Origin of the sequence: Streptomyces sp. 1-11 (assembly GCF_007176755.1) — a bacterium.
In the GTDB taxonomy this organism is placed as follows: domain Bacteria; phylum Actinomycetota; class Actinomycetes; order Streptomycetales; family Streptomycetaceae; genus Streptomyces.
Window position 1 is genome coordinate 59030 of the sequence record NZ_BJTV01000004.1, and the last position, 13529, is coordinate 72558.

General features: G+C 71.5%; 16 protein-coding genes. 9 read left to right on the plus strand and 7 right to left on the minus strand.

The annotated features are described in order from the left end of the window. Positions 1-31 precede the first annotated feature (31 nt). The 6 genes from TNCT1_RS09970 to TNCT1_RS09995 all read right to left on the minus strand — a co-directional run bounded on the left by TNCT1_RS09970 (position 32) and on the right by TNCT1_RS09995 (position 6262). The gene (locus TNCT1_RS09970) at positions 32-1318 is read right to left on the minus strand and encodes an alpha/beta fold hydrolase (RefSeq protein ID WP_143630512.1); all 1287 of its coding nucleotides are present in this window, start codon (positions 1316-1318) and stop codon (positions 32-34) included. Between the two features lie 32 nt (positions 1319-1350). Then, positions 1351-2388 (minus strand): IS110 family transposase, encoded by a 1038-nt coding sequence (locus tag TNCT1_RS09975; protein WP_235902485.1) that lies wholly within the window; start codon positions 2386-2388, stop codon positions 1351-1353. Between the two features lie 658 nt (positions 2389-3046). Then, positions 3047-4282, minus strand: coding sequence for a PP2C family protein-serine/threonine phosphatase (locus TNCT1_RS09980; protein WP_143630513.1), 1236 nt, complete (start codon positions 4280-4282; stop codon positions 3047-3049). Between the two features lie 377 nt (positions 4283-4659). Continuing rightward, on the minus strand, positions 4660-5028 hold the full coding sequence (locus tag TNCT1_RS09985; protein WP_235902487.1) for a hypothetical protein: 369 nt from the start codon (positions 5026-5028) through the stop codon (positions 4660-4662). Further along, positions 5025-5696, minus strand: coding sequence for a hypothetical protein (locus TNCT1_RS09990; RefSeq protein ID WP_143630514.1), 672 nt, complete (start codon positions 5694-5696; stop codon positions 5025-5027). The genes TNCT1_RS09985 and TNCT1_RS09990 overlap by 4 nt, the downstream gene beginning before the upstream one ends. Next, positions 5687-6262, minus strand: a complete 576-nt coding sequence (locus tag TNCT1_RS09995) for an RNA polymerase sigma factor (RefSeq protein ID WP_174266222.1) — start codon at positions 6260-6262, stop codon at positions 5687-5689. The genes TNCT1_RS09990 and TNCT1_RS09995 overlap by 10 nt, the downstream gene beginning before the upstream one ends. A 154-nt stretch (positions 6263-6416) precedes the next feature. Here TNCT1_RS09995 and TNCT1_RS10000 point away from each other — a divergent pair, with 154 nt between their 5' ends. The 7 genes from TNCT1_RS10000 to TNCT1_RS10020 all read left to right on the plus strand — a co-directional run bounded on the left by TNCT1_RS10000 (position 6417) and on the right by TNCT1_RS10020 (position 10766). Continuing rightward, complete coding sequence (locus TNCT1_RS10000; RefSeq protein ID WP_143630515.1) at positions 6417-6908, plus strand: Asp23/Gls24 family envelope stress response protein; 492 nt, start codon at positions 6417-6419, stop codon at positions 6906-6908. A gap of 84 nt (positions 6909-6992) precedes the next feature. After that, positions 6993-7160, plus strand: a complete 168-nt coding sequence (locus tag TNCT1_RS35785) for a hypothetical protein (RefSeq protein ID WP_030645371.1) — start codon at positions 6993-6995, stop codon at positions 7158-7160. Further along, positions 7157-7564 (plus strand): Asp23/Gls24 family envelope stress response protein, encoded by a 408-nt coding sequence (locus TNCT1_RS10005; RefSeq protein WP_143630516.1) that lies wholly within the window; start codon positions 7157-7159, stop codon positions 7562-7564. The genes TNCT1_RS35785 and TNCT1_RS10005 overlap by 4 nt, the downstream gene beginning before the upstream one ends. Before the next feature lie 104 nt (positions 7565-7668). Further along, the gene (locus TNCT1_RS10010) at positions 7669-8295 is read left to right on the plus strand and encodes a DUF6286 domain-containing protein (protein ID WP_235902489.1); all 627 of its coding nucleotides are present in this window, start codon (positions 7669-7671) and stop codon (positions 8293-8295) included. A gap of 27 nt (positions 8296-8322) precedes the next feature. Beyond that, positions 8323-8931, plus strand: coding sequence for an alkaline shock response membrane anchor protein AmaP (locus TNCT1_RS10015; protein ID WP_143630517.1), 609 nt, complete (start codon positions 8323-8325; stop codon positions 8929-8931). Positions 8932-9016: 85 nt separating this feature from the next. After that, positions 9017-9172: a DUF6131 family protein gene (locus TNCT1_RS35790; protein ID WP_099054839.1), complete on the plus strand. Its 156-nt coding sequence runs from the start codon at positions 9017-9019 to the stop codon at positions 9170-9172. 352 nt (positions 9173-9524) lie between these two features. Continuing rightward, positions 9525-10766, plus strand: a complete 1242-nt coding sequence (locus TNCT1_RS10020) for a PP2C family protein-serine/threonine phosphatase (RefSeq protein WP_143630518.1) — start codon at positions 9525-9527, stop codon at positions 10764-10766. Positions 10767-10874: 108 nt separating this feature from the next. Here TNCT1_RS10020 and TNCT1_RS10025 read toward each other — a convergent pair whose 3' ends face one another. Then, positions 10875-11435: a DUF5994 family protein gene (locus TNCT1_RS10025; RefSeq protein ID WP_143630519.1), complete on the minus strand. Its 561-nt coding sequence runs from the start codon at positions 11433-11435 to the stop codon at positions 10875-10877. Between the two features lie 344 nt (positions 11436-11779). Between TNCT1_RS10025 and TNCT1_RS10030 the strand changes: the two genes are divergently transcribed. Together TNCT1_RS10030 and TNCT1_RS10035 are read left to right on the plus strand one after the other, a co-directional pair. Beyond that, a complete protein-coding gene (locus TNCT1_RS10030; protein WP_143630520.1) occupies positions 11780-12472 on the plus strand; it encodes a DUF5994 family protein in 693 nt (230 codons plus the stop codon). Between the two features lie 124 nt (positions 12473-12596). After that, the gene (locus TNCT1_RS10035; protein ID WP_069777874.1) at positions 12597-13460 is read left to right on the plus strand and encodes a slipin family protein; all 864 of its coding nucleotides are present in this window, start codon (positions 12597-12599) and stop codon (positions 13458-13460) included. Positions 13461-13529: the final 69 nt, after the last annotated feature.

Consider the following 13529-nt stretch of genomic DNA (forward strand, 5'->3'; position numbering starts at 1 on the left):
CCCCATCCTGCCGCTCCCGGCGGCCGGGCGCTCACTCGGCGGGCGTGGTCTCCTCCCGGACGACCTGCTGCGCCACCCGGAACGCCTTGCTCGCCGCCGGGACGCCGCAGTACACGGCCGCCTGGAGCAGCACCTCCCGGATCTCGTGGGGGGTCAGTCCGTTGCGCAGGGCGGCGCGGACGTGGAGTGCCAGGTCCTCCAGGTGGCCGCCGGCGGTCAGCGCGGTGAGCGCGATACAGGACCGGGTACGGCGGTCGAGGCCGGGCCGGTCCCAGATCTCGCCCCAGGCGTAGCGGGTCATGAACTCCTGGAAGTCCCCGGAGAACTCGTCGGCCTCGGCCAGCTCCTGGTCGACGTGCGCGTCGCCCAGCACCTCCCGGCGGACTTTCAGCCCGCTCTGGTACCGGTCGGGCGGCCCGAGCGGCTGGGCCGGCACGGCCGGGGCGATCTCGGCGACGGGCACCGCCTGCGGCGGCGCGGCGACCGCGGGGTGGACGGGGGCGGCCGGCAGGGCGGTCTGGCCGGTCTCGTACGGCTGCTGCCAGGCGGTGGAGAAGTGCCGGACCAGCAGGTCGGTGACGGCGCCCGGCTGCTCGACCGGGACCAGGTGGGAGGCGCCGGGGACGACCGCGAGCCGGGCGTCCGGGATGCCGGCGACCAGGGTGCGGGCCTCGGCCGGGCCGGTGACCTGGTCGTCGGAGCCGACCAGCACCAGGGTCGGCACGCCGACGCGGCCCAGCTCGTGCCGTACGTCGAAGCCGGCCAGGGCCTCGCAGGAGGCGATGTAGCAGCCCGGGTCGGTGGTGCGCACCATCTGCACGGCCCACTCGGTGATCGCGGGCTGGGCGGCGGCGAAGCCACCGGTGAACCAGCGGTCGGGGGACGTCCGGGCGATCGGGTCGAGCCCGTTGGTGCGGACGATCACTCCGCGCTGCCGGAACTCGTCGGCGGTGCCGAACCGGGGCGAGGCGGCGACCAGCGCGAGCGAGGCGAGCCGTTCGGGGTGGCGCAGGGCCAGTTCGATGCCGACCGCGCCGCCGAGGGCGCAGCCGGCGTAGCCGAAGCGCTGCACGCCGACCGCGTCCAGCGTGGCCAGCAGCCGGGCCGCCAGTTCGCCGACGGAGGGCGCCGGGCGGGCGGGTGCGCCGCCGTGACCCGGCAGGTCGAACCGGAAGACCCGCCACTGCTTCGTCAGCTCGGGGATCTGCCGGTCCCACATGTGCCATGTGGTGCCCAGGGACGGTCCCAGGATCAGGACCGGAGCGTCTTGTGGCCCGTCGAAGCGGTATTGCAGGGTGTTCGGTGGTGTCTCGCTCACGCCCCAGACCCTCTCACGTGTCGCGGACGCCCCTATAACGCAGGGGTGCGGGAAACCGGCCTGCCCCGGTTGAAGACCTCGCGGCCGGCGTATCGCTCGAGGCATCGGATGATCTCGCGTCGGGTCTTGCCCTCCCGGGTGCGGCGTTCGTAGTACGCCTGCGTGCGGGGGTCGTGGCGCAGGCGGGTGAACACGATGCGGTGCGGGGCCGCGTTGGCTTGCCGGTCGCCGCCGTAGTTGAGCCGGCGCGTGCTCCGCCGGCCGGAGGAGTACTCGATGGGGCTGTCTCCGCAAAGGGCAGCAAAGGACGCCTCAGTGTTCAGTCGCTCGGGGTTGTCTCCCATGGTGATCAGTAGAGTGACGGCGCTGTCTGGGCCGATGCCCACCGGTAAGAGCAGCTGTGGGGCGTGGCGTTCGACGAGTCGGGTCAGGCGTTGGTTCAGCTCGTTGATCTGCCCGGTGAGCTGTTCGATGCGTTCGGCGAGCATGCGTAATGTCATGTGGGTGGCCTGGACCACCGCGTCCTCGTCTCCCCCGCCATCGGGTGGGCTGAGGGTCGCGCAGGTGCGGAACAGCTCGGCGTTGCCCAGGCTCGACAACCGTTCCCGCAGGGCGGGGTCGGCGATCACTAGGACGGCCTTGAGCTGGTTGATCGCCTGTGTGCGGGCCTTGACCGCGGAGTCCTTGGCGAGTTTGTAGATCCGGGCGCCTTGCACGGGTCCGTCGCCGGACTTGGCCTGGGCCCGGGTGCGACCGCTGAGCACGGCTCGCGCTGCGGCCTGCGCATCGAGCGGGTCCGACTTGCCGAGCAGACGGCGGGCTGTGCGGTCAGGCCGATTCACTCCGAACACCTGGATCTGCTGGGTCAGCAGGTAGCGGGACAGGCCCGCGCCGAAGGTACCGGTGCCCTCCACACCGGCCCGGCGCACCGTCCCCCGCCTGCGGGCCCACACGAGCAGCCGACGGTAGCCGGCCACCGTCGCCGGAAAGGACTCGGTGCCCAGGATCTTGCCCAGCGGGGACACCACGGCGGCGACGTGCACCTCACCGTGCGTGTCCACGCCGAGCACGACTTCTCTCCGCACGGGAGGGCAAGGCCCCTATTGGGACACGCCCTGTGGCTCGGTGACAGCAGAAGCCAGCCCGCAACGACGGTCGACAAGCCTGTGACTGGACACTTCGGTCAAAGATCTCAGGAGTCAGACCCCCGTCCGGGACGGCATCGCGCAACCGTCGCATCGATCCCGGCGTGTCGGCATCTACCGACCACAGCCGGATGGCTTCGCCCGAACCAATGCCCAACCTGGCCGGAGCAGGCTGAGAATGAGTTGACTCCCCGCCCACTCGCGACCGGCAATGACAGACAGCCGTCTGGGCCGCCTTACGGTCGCCCTCCATCGGCCATCGCACGAACGGCTTCGAGCCCTCATTCTGGTGCACGGTGGTCCGCAAGTCATGGCGCGGGCTGCCAAAGAGGCTGCCTAGCAACTCGGCAAAGGCACCGGCGAATGCTTGGGAACTCGGTCTACTCGAGTAACGGGGAACAGCAGCACCGCACGAAGGGGCGCCCGCGTGGAAGGCATGGCGCATGTGGGCGCTGCCGGACCCGATGCTCGCGGCCCCCGCCACCGACCCGGCGCCGCCCGATGGGTGGGCCGCCGAGGAGAAGTGGGACGGTTCTCCAGACACCTCGTGATGTCTCATTCGCGTTGGCACCGTTCACCCAGGTCACGACTGGTCCTTCGTGCGTGCGGCTGAGGCTTGCCGGGTGTCTGCGCCGCTGCTGACGTGCCGCTGGGTCTCCTGGGGGCCGTGCCAGTCCAGGCAGACGGCGGTGGCATCGTCTTCGAGCCGGCCGTCGGCGGCGTCCCGGACCGCGGACGTCAGCGCCAGCGCGGTCTCCCTCGGGTGCAGATTCCGGGTGCACCCCAGCAGGGCGGGCAGATCGACCTTCTCTCCGTGACGTTCGAGCATGCCGTCGGTGAACATGAGCAGACGGTCACCGGGCCGCAGGTCGAGGTCCTGCACACGGTACGGGTGGGGAGTCAGCTCAGACAGCCCGAAGGGATGGTCCACCTCGCAGGCAATCGTCTCCACAGCCCCGTCGCGCATGCGCAGCGGCCAGGGATGACCGGCGTTGACGAACCGGGCCCGCCCGGTATGGAGATTGATGCGCAGGAGCTGCCCGGTGGCATGACCGTGGCCGTGTTCGATCAGTGCCTGGTCTGCCCGGTGGGCCTGTTCGCCCAGGCCGGTGCCCGCCCGGCGGGCACCGCGCAGGGCGCCCACCAGGACCGTGGCGGCCAGGGCGGAATCCATGTCGTGGCCCATGGGATCGGTCACCGACACGTGCAAGGTGTCGCGGTCCACGGTGTAGTCGAAGGTGTCGCCGCTGAGGTCCTCGGAGGGCTCCAGGTTCCCGCACAGGGTGAACTGTGCGGCCTCGCACGACAGCGACAGGGGCAGCAGCTGGTACTGGATTTCAGCTGCCAGGGTGGCCGGCTTGGAGCGTTTGCCCCAGGTGTAGAGATCGGTGAAGCGGCCGTTGGCGATCACGATGTAGGCCAGGATGTGGGCGGCTTCCCCGACTGCGTCGAGCACGTCCTCGCCAGGGCCGGTCGGCAGGAGCAGTTCCAGCAGCCCGATCGCATCCCCGCGGTTGGTGACGGGCACGATCACCCGCTGCCCCTCGCCGGTCGCGTCCTGATACAGGCGCTGGGTACGGATCACCTCCTCGTAGACACTGCCGAACAGGGGAACCCGCTCGGCCTGCCGCCCACCTTGAGTGGGAGCGGTGGACAGCCGAGCCACCGCCTTCCCCGTCAGGTCCACGATGAGGAAAGAGACCTTAGTGGCCTCGAAACGCCGCCGCAGGTCCTCCGCGATCACGTCGACGGCGTCCGCCGGCGCCGCTGTCTCCGCTGCCGTCAGCAATCGGGTGAGCTCACTCTGTCCACCACTCACGACCGCAGCCCCTTCCACAGCCCCCCCACCAGCTTGGTAATAACCGCAGTGAGCGTCAATCCGTGAACAGTCACGCTCCGGCATCCGCCCGCGGACGCGGCCGCCACGGCTGCTCTGTACAAAAGCGGCTCGACAGGCCGATGTCTTATGCGACACGCCAGAGTCTGGAGCTCCATGGTGGGCGGGCTTCGACGGGCACGTCCGGAGGAGTAACTCACAGCCGGTCACCCCGTACGAGAGCCGGATCGTCGGCGGCACCGAGGCTTGAGCCGCGACCACCCATGTAGGACTTCCGGACGGGGAGCAGCGCGCTCCCACGGTCGGCGACCTGCCGCTTGCCGAACGACGGTTCGTGGGGCCTGTGCCCGCGCCGCCGCTCATGCCGCGTCGCGCCAGGCGGCGACACCGGTCACTGTGACCGCGACGGTGACCGGCTCCGCGGCACCGTGGTTGGCGAGGTGGGTGACGAGGGCGGCTGTCACCCGGTCGTGGATGTTTCGGGCGATGTCCAGCGCCCGCCGACCCTCCGTCAGGACGCAGCGCACCTCGATGTGCCATCCCGACCCGTCCGGCGCCCGGTCGGCGCGTATGCCGGCCTCGGGTGGCGTGGTGTCCGCCCGGGTGGGCGCGGCGGCTGCCGCGAGGCGCCGGGCGAGGCGGGGCTGCAGGGCGGCCACGCCAGGAACCGCGAGGGCTGCGTCGGCCGCGACGCCGAGGAGCGCGGTGGTGCCGGTGGCGGTCATCATGCGCCACCGCCCGTCGGGAGGCGGGGACCTGGGGTCGGCCCCGGTTCCAGAACGTCGGCCACGGTGATGTCGACGGCTGTCACCGTGAGCCCCAGGTCCTGTCCGGCCGAGTGGAGGACCGTTCGGCGTACCTGGTGGACCCGGTCGGGCAGCGGGCGGTCGAGGGCGGCGGCCAGGGTCATGGTCACCCGCACGTCGGTGCCGTTGCCCTCGGGTACGAGCCGGCAGGTCGCGGCCCTGGCACCGGGGACCGTGTCCGCGGCCCGCCTCAGCACCTTCGCCGCGGCGCTCTCGGCGATCCGCAGGTCGCGGTCGGGGTCGGCCAGGGGCAGCAGTCGCCCGAACCGGGCCTCTGCCCTGACGACGTCCATGACCCGGTCCGCGAGTGCGCGCAGGCCCGGAGGGTCCTCGTCGCGCAGCGCCCGGGCGGCCGCATTCACCGTTGCCAGTCCCTCGACCGCCTCTCGGCAGTGAGGACAGGACACCGGGTGCAGGTCGGCGGCCGGCGGTGCGTCCCGCGCCTGTTCCCAGACCCGGCTGAGCAGGCGGCCGCAGGGCAGTACCTCATCGCCTGCGATCGGGGGCACGTCGGCGGCGGCCGAGCCGTTGCGGGGCCCGCCGGCTCCGGGCGGTTCGGAAGGCCGCGTGTGCGGGTCGTCTAGCGCCATGGGCCCATCGCCTCCTGCAGGGATCGGCGTGCCCTGAACAGTCTGCCGCGTACCGTCTGCTCGCCGGTACGCGTCACGTGCGCTATCTCCTTGTAGGGCAGGCCCTGCACCTCCCGCATGATCCAGCAGACCCGCTGTCCGGCGTCCAGCTCGGCGAGTGCGCGGGACAGGGCGGCCGTGGCCGCGTCCTGCTCGGCGGTCCGGACGGGCTGGCTCCACGCGTCGCTCGCCGCGGGTTCGGCCACGGTGTCCAGGGGGAGGGGCGGCGGTCGGCGGCGGCACATGGTCTGGCAGCGGTTGACGGTGATCCGGTACATCCAGGTGCGGAACTCCGCCCTGTGGCGGTATTCCGGCAGGTGGCGCCAGGCACTGACGAAGGCGTCCTGGACGGCCTCTTCGGCGTCCTGGGGGTTGCCCAGCATGCAGCGGGCCAGGGTCAGGAGGGAGCGGCTGTGCCGCTGGACGAGAACGGCGAAGGCGTCCTCGTCTCCCTCGGCCGCCCGCACCGCCAGCAGACGGTCGGGCAGGCCGCACCCCAGTCGTGGGGAAGCAGTGCGTTCGATCATGGCGCTCCCACGCAGGCTCGGAACGACCGTGTACCCCCGAAAAGAGATGTGATGTACGTCACACACCAGGGCACGTGAGGACTCCGCCGCTCGGTATGTCCAACTTTCGACGGGCATCATTCCGGTGTCCGGCCGACCGATCGAGGCGACCGCCATGACGGACAACATCACCAGCGTCGGCGGGGGCAGCCGGCCCGAAGCGGACGTGAGCGCGCTCAAGGGCCGCACCGGGGCCGGGGCTCCGGCCGAGACACGGGGCAGGACCACCATCGCGGACGGTGTGGTGGCCAAGATCGCGGGCATGGCCGCCCGCGAGGTACCGGGCATCCACAGCCTGGGCGCGGGGATGGCCCGCGCCTTCGGCGCCATGCGGGAGCGCGTCCCCGGCGCAGGCGGAGGCGGAGCGGTCACCCGCGGCGTCAAGGTCGAGGTCGGGGAACGGCAGGCCGCGGTGGACCTGGACGTCGTCGTCGAGTACGGCGTCTCCATCGTCGACGTCGCGGGCGGCGTACGCACCAATGTCATCAGCGCCGTGGAGCGGATGACGGGCCTGGAGGTCGTCGAGGTGAACATCGCCGTCGACGACGTCCACCTGCCTGACGACGAGGAGGAACAGACCGGACCGGACGAGGGCCGCGTGAGGTGACCGCTGCCGGGAGCACCGCCGTGTCCTCGGGCCCGAGCGGATGATCACGGCGAGAGGGACGCTCGCGAGACGGGTGAGTGCGAGATGAACACAGCAACGACGGGACTCGCGGCCGGCATGGCCCTCGGCTTCGCCGGCTACTTCGGCGGCTTCTGGGCGTTTCTGCTGGTGCTGGTCCTGGGCGCGGCGGGGCTGATCGTCGGCCTCGTCGTACAGGGCGACCTGGACCTCCGGACACGGAGGCAGCGGTGAAGACCCGGCCCGGTTCCCCCGGTGAGGGGTCGGGCCCGCCGGCGCCGGCCGCCGGGCTGCCGCCCCCGGCCGAGCGGGGCGCCACCGTCATCCCGGACAGGGTGGTCGCCCGTATCGCCGCGCAGGCCGCGCGCGCGGCGCAGTCGCGGCGCGCCGCGGTACCGCCCGATCGGGGCGGATCTGAGGCACCCCACGCCTCCGCCGCCGTCCGTACCGGATCGGTGCGCCTGCATCTGACCATGGACCTGCCCTACCCCACCGACATCCCGCGTGTCTGCGAGCGGATCCAGCGGGACGTCGCCGAACGGGTCGCCCAGCTGACCGGGCTGCGAGTGGGAGAGGTCCTCCTCACCGTCCGGCGGCTGGTGACCGCCACCGCCTCGAGCCGGGGGCGGGTCCGGTGAGCGGCCGGGCGGCCCGGGTCAGCCGTGCAGGAAGGGCGATCGTGATGACATCCGGTCCACATCCCCCGGGCCGCGGCTCCGCGTCGTCCGGGCACCGTGCCGCAGTGCCGCTGACGAAGGAGCCCGATCCTCCCGAACGCGACGTGTCCCCCTCGGACCTCACAGCCGGTGAGCGCGAAGGAGGGCACCGAACCCGTCGCAAGTGGTCGGCGCGCAGCGTCACGGCGGCGCTCGTCGCCGCGGTGATCCTCGTGGCCGCGGTCGCGACGCTCGTCGACGTCGTCGCCGTACGGGCGGGACGTCCGGCCGCGGCCTGGCGACGGCACCTGGCCTACGAACTGGCGACCCGCCCGGTGGACGACGTGTGGATGCTGACGGGGGCCGCCGTGGCCGCCGCCGTCGGCGTCTGGCTGATCGTCCTGGCCCTCACCCCCGGTCAGCGCCGCTGGCTACCCCTGCGCTCACCCGCCGGCTGCCCGCGATTGCGGGCCTTCGTGGACCGCGACGGCGCCGCCGTCCTGCTGCGCGACGCCGCCATGCGGGTCCCCGGAGTCGGCGCGGCGCACGTCCTGGCGGGCCGCCACCGCATCAAAGCCCGCGCGGAGGTCCGCTTCCGCGAGCCCCGACAGGTGAAGGACGACCTCACCGCCGTCCTCGCCGAGGAGCGCGACCGGCTCGCCCTCGCCCGTCCTCCCCGCATCGCCGTACGGACGCGGCGACGCACCCGCTGACACAAACCCGGAGCACCGGAGCCCGCCATGACGCCGCGATCCGCCCTCAACCGCACTCTGCTGGCCCTCGCCGGACTGGTCCTCCTCGGCGGCGGACTGCTCATCCTCTTCGCCGGGCTCGACCTCTACCGGCGGCACGATCTGGCCCCACCCGCCGGCTGGCCCCTGACCACCCCGGCCGACGTCCTGCTCGGCTCCGCCGACCGGGCACGCTGGAGCAGCCAGGGCTGGTGGTGGTGGCCCGCGGTCATCGCCGCCCTCGTCCTCACCGCCCTGCTCGCCCTGTGGTGGCTGCTCGCCCAGCTGAGCCGACACCGCCCCGGCTCACTGCCCGTCGGCGGCACACCCCCGCAGGAGGGCGTCGAACTGCGCGACCGCGCACTCAGCGAAGCGATCGCGAACGAAGCCGGTGCCCTGCCAGGGGTAGGCCATGCGGCCGTAGTCATCACCGGCCGACCGGGCCGCCACCGCACCCGCATCAAGCTCACCCTCACCCCCGAGGGCACGCCCGGCGCCACTCTCGGTGCCCTGTGCGAAGGCCCGATCGGCACCGCGCGTCGGTCCACCGGCCTCATCGACATGCCAACCGAGGTCCGCCTACAGGTCAGCCGCCACGGACCACACCGCGTGGAGTGAGGAGGAGATCGGCCGTTCCCGCCGACGCCCTTGCTGCCCATAGCAGTTCGCGGGCGCGCCGGCACCACTCCCCGAAGGAGAGATCATGATCATCCTGGGCGTCATTCTGCTCGTCGTCGGCTTCCTCACCGGCCTGTCCATCCTGTGGACCATCGGGATCATCCTGCTGGTCGTGGGAGCCATCCTGTGGATCCTCGGCGCGATGGGACACGCCGTCGCTGGTCGACGCCACTACTGGTAGGCGGGGTCGGTTGCCCTGCAGGGCAGTGATCCATGCTGCGGGCAGGCCGGCAGACGGCGCGGACCCCACCAAGATGTTCGCGGCGGCGGACGACGACGGCGAAGAGGTCGATCCGGCTGAGGCCGCCGCCGGTGCTGACCAGCCGCCGCGGCTCGGCCGGGGCGCGCCCGGTGGCCGTTGTGCCGGTCCTCGCCGCACGAGCGCACGGCCGACTCGTTGGGGAGTCGGTGGATCGGCCCCCACGGTCCGGGCGGAAGTTCCCCACCGCGTCGGCCGGTGAGTCTCCGTCGGGAGTTCGTATGCACAGCACCTTCGTGAGGATCCGCCCGGAACGTCCCCCGGGGCCACGGCGATGACGGGCGGTGAGCGGCAAGGACCCGCGGAAGGCTCCACCCGGTCGGAGCACTTCGGGGAGGAGTTTCTGGGAGTCCTGCTGGACCAGGGGCACGAGTTGCCGCCGCACCAGCTCGGTCCGCTCGTCGCACGGCAGATCGGCAGGCTCGACGGCCGCGAGACCTCTATCTTCCTGCAGGACTACGGCCAGGTGTGGCTCGTCCCCCTGCCGGGCGACGGGCTGGCGGCCGGGGAACCGCAGCCGATCGACGGCTCCGACGCCGGACGCGCCTTCCGGGAAGCGCGTCCCATCGAGGTTTCGCAGGCCGACGGTGTGCGGGTCTACCTTCCCCTGCTGGACGGTGGAGACCAGGTGGGAGTGATGGCCGTCACCCTGGACCACCTCCAGGACGACGAGCGACGGCTGCTGCGCAGGCTCGCCTCACTCGTGGCCGACATGCTGGTGACCAAGCACGGTTACACCGATCTGTTCTTCCGGCTGCGGCGCAGAGAACCGATGAGTGTGGCGGCGGAGATCCAGTGGTCGCTGCTGCCACCGCTGGCGATGTCCACGCCCCGGGTCGAGCTGGCCGGGATGCTGGAACCCGCCTACGACGTGGCCGGCGACAGCTTCGACTACGCCCTCGACGGCGATGTCCTGCATGTGGCCATGGTCGACGCGATGGGCCACGGACTCGACGCCGCCACGATGGCCACGGTGGTCATCGGAGCCTACCGGCATGCCCGGCGCATCAGCGTCGGCCTGTCGGAGATCTATACGTTCATGGACCGGGCCGTCGCCGATCAGTTCGGCCCCGACCACTTCGTGACCGCTCAGATGATGCGGCTCAACACGGCAACGGGCAGGCTTCAGTGGGTCAACGCCGGACATCCCGCTCCTCTGTTGATCCGTGGACACCGTGTCGTACGACGGCTGCAGGGCCCGACGACCCTGCCCGTCGGCTTCGGCGGTCACGAGCCCCGGATCAGTGAAGTGGCTCTCATCCCCGGCGACCGGATCCTGTGCTTCACCGACGGACTGATAGAGGAGCGCGATGTCGGCGGTGAGGAATTCAGTGAGGAGCAGCTCATCGGGTGGGTGAACCGCCTTGAGCCCTCGGCGCAGCAGATCCGCACGGTGGCGCGCTCCCTCTCCCACACGCTGCAACGGGCGCGGGGCGGGATCACGACGGACGATGCGACGCTCCTGCTGATCGAATGGCGCGGGAGCGCCACCGACGACCTCGCCCTCCCGGAGTGAGCCGGCCTCCCACCCCCAGGGAAAGGCCGACGACACGCAGCCTTTCCCCCACCGCCGATCTCTCACACTCCTGCTGCCGCGGTGGGCACGTGACGGGTGACCGGTCCGTCAGGAGTGCGTGAGGCGGGGTGGGGGGGCGTCGTGTCCGCCTTCGGAGTCCCAGACCGCCTCCCGGAGCGAGTCCGAGTCGGCCGCTGCCTCTGCCGCGGCCCGGAAACGTTCGGCCTCATGGATCAGGCCGGTCGCCGTGAGGCTCCGCGACGGGTCGGTGGCCGTGGCCATCAGCCGGACTGCGGTGGCCGGGGCTGTCTCCGGTGGGATCACCAGCAGGTCCCAGCGGCCGAAGGTGTGGGACAGCAGCAACAGCTTGTGCGGGTCCTGCCCGGCGTTGGACCAGCCGACGCGCACCATGTGGCCGTGCGCGGGCACTTCACCCGGGATGACCGGCCAGAACGTGCGGCTCACCGCTATCCGGGTGATCCTCCCCCACAGCGGGTCGAGACATTCGACGAGCGCCGGGAGCTCCTCCGTCAGGTTGCGCGAACGGGGCCACCAGGCACCGTCGATCAGGGCCGGAGGGGCGCCGGCCCGCGCCAGCGTGAGTCGGAGCGGTGACGAAGAAGGGGCCCGGTCTCCGACTGCGGGTGTGAACGGAATGGTCGCGGTCATGACGCGGACCCAACCCCGGGCCGGTCACGGCCGGCCCGGTTGCCATGAATCGCCGAGAACGACCCGGCGTGGAAGCCGGTGTACGAGATGCTCTCGGTAATCACCAGGATACTCCTCGCCGAGGCCCGGCGGACTGGCGGGGAGTGACGGGCTGAACGGAACAACACACGTCACAGAGCCAGGGGAGTGCTGGGCCGGGGCATGCGGGCCGTCGGGCGTGAGACCGGTCCGGGAGCCGGCATACGAAGGGCCCCGGCGCCCTCGGCCCACTGCCGCCGGTATCGACAGCCGCTTCACCGAATGCGGCGGCGTCTCCACAACCGCCCCGGCGTGTGCGGAGTACCGTGGACAGCACCGAGGGCATTTCGCACACCGGCTTCCACGCCGGGTCGTTCTCGGCGAGAGACGAAACCCGGGGCGCCGCCAAGGCGGCCCGGAGACGGGTCCGCATCATGTCGGCGACCTTGCACCAACTCCTGCCACACCACGAGCCCGTCGCAGCCCCGGCCGTGCGTCTCGCGCTGAAGACCGACGGCCCGTCGCGCGGCCTCCTGGACGGTGCCTGGTGGCCCCGCTCCCGAGACCTGCTGAGCGAGCTGCCCGCACTGACCGATGTGCTGGACCCTCTGTGGGGCCGCATCACCCGCATCGCCGTCAACCCGAAGTACTGGCCGGTCATCCCGCACGAGATCCCCGTGGGCGGTCATGTCGTCAAGGCCGGATGGTTCACCCCGGAGATCGACCCGCACAAGCTGCTGCTGCTCTCCTACGGCACCGGCCGCTGGGACCTGCTGGTCATCCCGCCCGAGACCGAGACGGAGCCGGCGGCCCGCCTGATGGCGGCCGCGTCCGACTACGACGGCCCACCGCTGACCGCAAGCGCTCTCATCGCCGCGGACGAGACCCGGCACGCCGTCTCCGCCGCCGACCGGCCACTCGAACCGGACGAGGCAGAGAAGCACGAGGAGGACGGCTCCGCCTCAGCGGCCGTTCCGGCAGGGACGGATCGCGCCAGTCGCCTGGTCATCGGCATGTGAGACGGCCGCCACGACCGGTGCCTTCACGGGTTTCGGACCTGCCTCACGAGCCGGCGCAGGCACATGCAGGGGTCTCGACCGGCGAGTCTCCGCCCCACGTGGTCCTCGTCCCGAGGAGCAGTACATGCAAGCCCTGATCGTTCTCATCGTCGTGATCGGTCTTCTGGCCGTCCTGGCCCTCGCCCTGTCCGTGAAGGTCGTCAAGCAGTACGAGAAGGGAGTGCTGTTCCGCTTCGGCCGACTCGTCGGAACACGCTCCCCGGGACTGCGGTTCATCATCCCGTTCGTCGACGCCCTGCACCGGGTGTCGCTGCGGGTCGTCACCATGCCGATCCAGTCCCAGGGCATCATCACCCGGGACAACGTGAGCGTGGACGTGTCGGCGGTCGCCTACTTCCGGGTCGTCGACGCCGTGAAGTCGGTCGTCGCCGTGGAGAACGTCAACGCGGCGATCAACCAGATCGCCCAGACCACCCTGCGGAAGGTCGTCGGCCGGCACACGCTCGACGAGACGCTGTCGGAGACGGACCGTATCAACCTGGACATCCGCCAGATCCTGGACGTCACCACCGTCGACTGGGGTGTGCAGGTCACCCTGGTCGAGCTCAAGGACATCCAGCTGCCCGACACCATGAAGCGCGCCATGGCCCGCCAGGCCGAGGCCGAGCGGGAGAAGCGAGCGAAGATCATCAACGCGGAGGGCGAGTCCCTGGCCGCAGCAGCGCTCGGCGACGCCTCGGACACCATGATGGCCCACCCCCTGGCGCTTCAACTGCGCAATCTCCAGAGCCTGGTGGAGATCGGTGTCGACCAGAACACCACCGTCGTCTTCCCGGCCCCCCTCATGAGCACGATCGGCGAGCTCGGCTCCTTCCTCGCCCGGGAAACCGCTGCCGCCGCACCCGCCGCGGCAGCGCCACCGGCCGGCACCGGCCGCACCGACACGTCCCTCAGCCCGGCAGGCAGCGCGCCCGGCACCGCGGCGTGAAGCCGACTACGGCCCGAGCGATCCGTGGCGCCAGGGAGGATTCGTGACCGTCGCCTGTCGCGCGCATCC

Coding starts and splice junctions, on each gene's coding strand:
- TNCT1_RS10035 (WP_069777874.1), top strand. CDS start 12,597: ATGCAAGCCCTGATCGTTCTCATCGTCGTGATCGGTCTTCTGGCCGTC.
- TNCT1_RS09990 (WP_143630514.1), bottom strand. CDS start 5,696: ATGGCGCTAGACGACCCGCACACGCGGCCTTCCGAACCGCCCGGAGCC.
- TNCT1_RS35785 (WP_030645371.1), top strand. CDS start 6,993: ATGAACACAGCAACGACGGGACTCGCGGCCGGCATGGCCCTCGGCTTC.
- TNCT1_RS10015 (WP_143630517.1), top strand. CDS start 8,323: ATGACGCCGCGATCCGCCCTCAACCGCACTCTGCTGGCCCTCGCCGGA.
- TNCT1_RS10025 (WP_143630519.1), bottom strand. CDS start 11,435: ATGACCGCGACCATTCCGTTCACACCCGCAGTCGGAGACCGGGCCCCT.
- TNCT1_RS35790 (WP_099054839.1), top strand. CDS start 9,017: ATGATCATCCTGGGCGTCATTCTGCTCGTCGTCGGCTTCCTCACCGGC.
- TNCT1_RS10020 (WP_143630518.1), top strand. CDS start 9,525: ATGACGGGCGGTGAGCGGCAAGGACCCGCGGAAGGCTCCACCCGGTCG.
- TNCT1_RS10000 (WP_143630515.1), top strand. CDS start 6,417: ATGACGGACAACATCACCAGCGTCGGCGGGGGCAGCCGGCCCGAAGCG.
- TNCT1_RS09985 (WP_235902487.1), bottom strand. CDS start 5,028: ATGATGACCGCCACCGGCACCACCGCGCTCCTCGGCGTCGCGGCCGAC.
- TNCT1_RS09995 (WP_174266222.1), bottom strand. CDS start 6,262: ATGATCGAACGCACTGCTTCCCCACGACTGGGGTGCGGCCTGCCCGAC.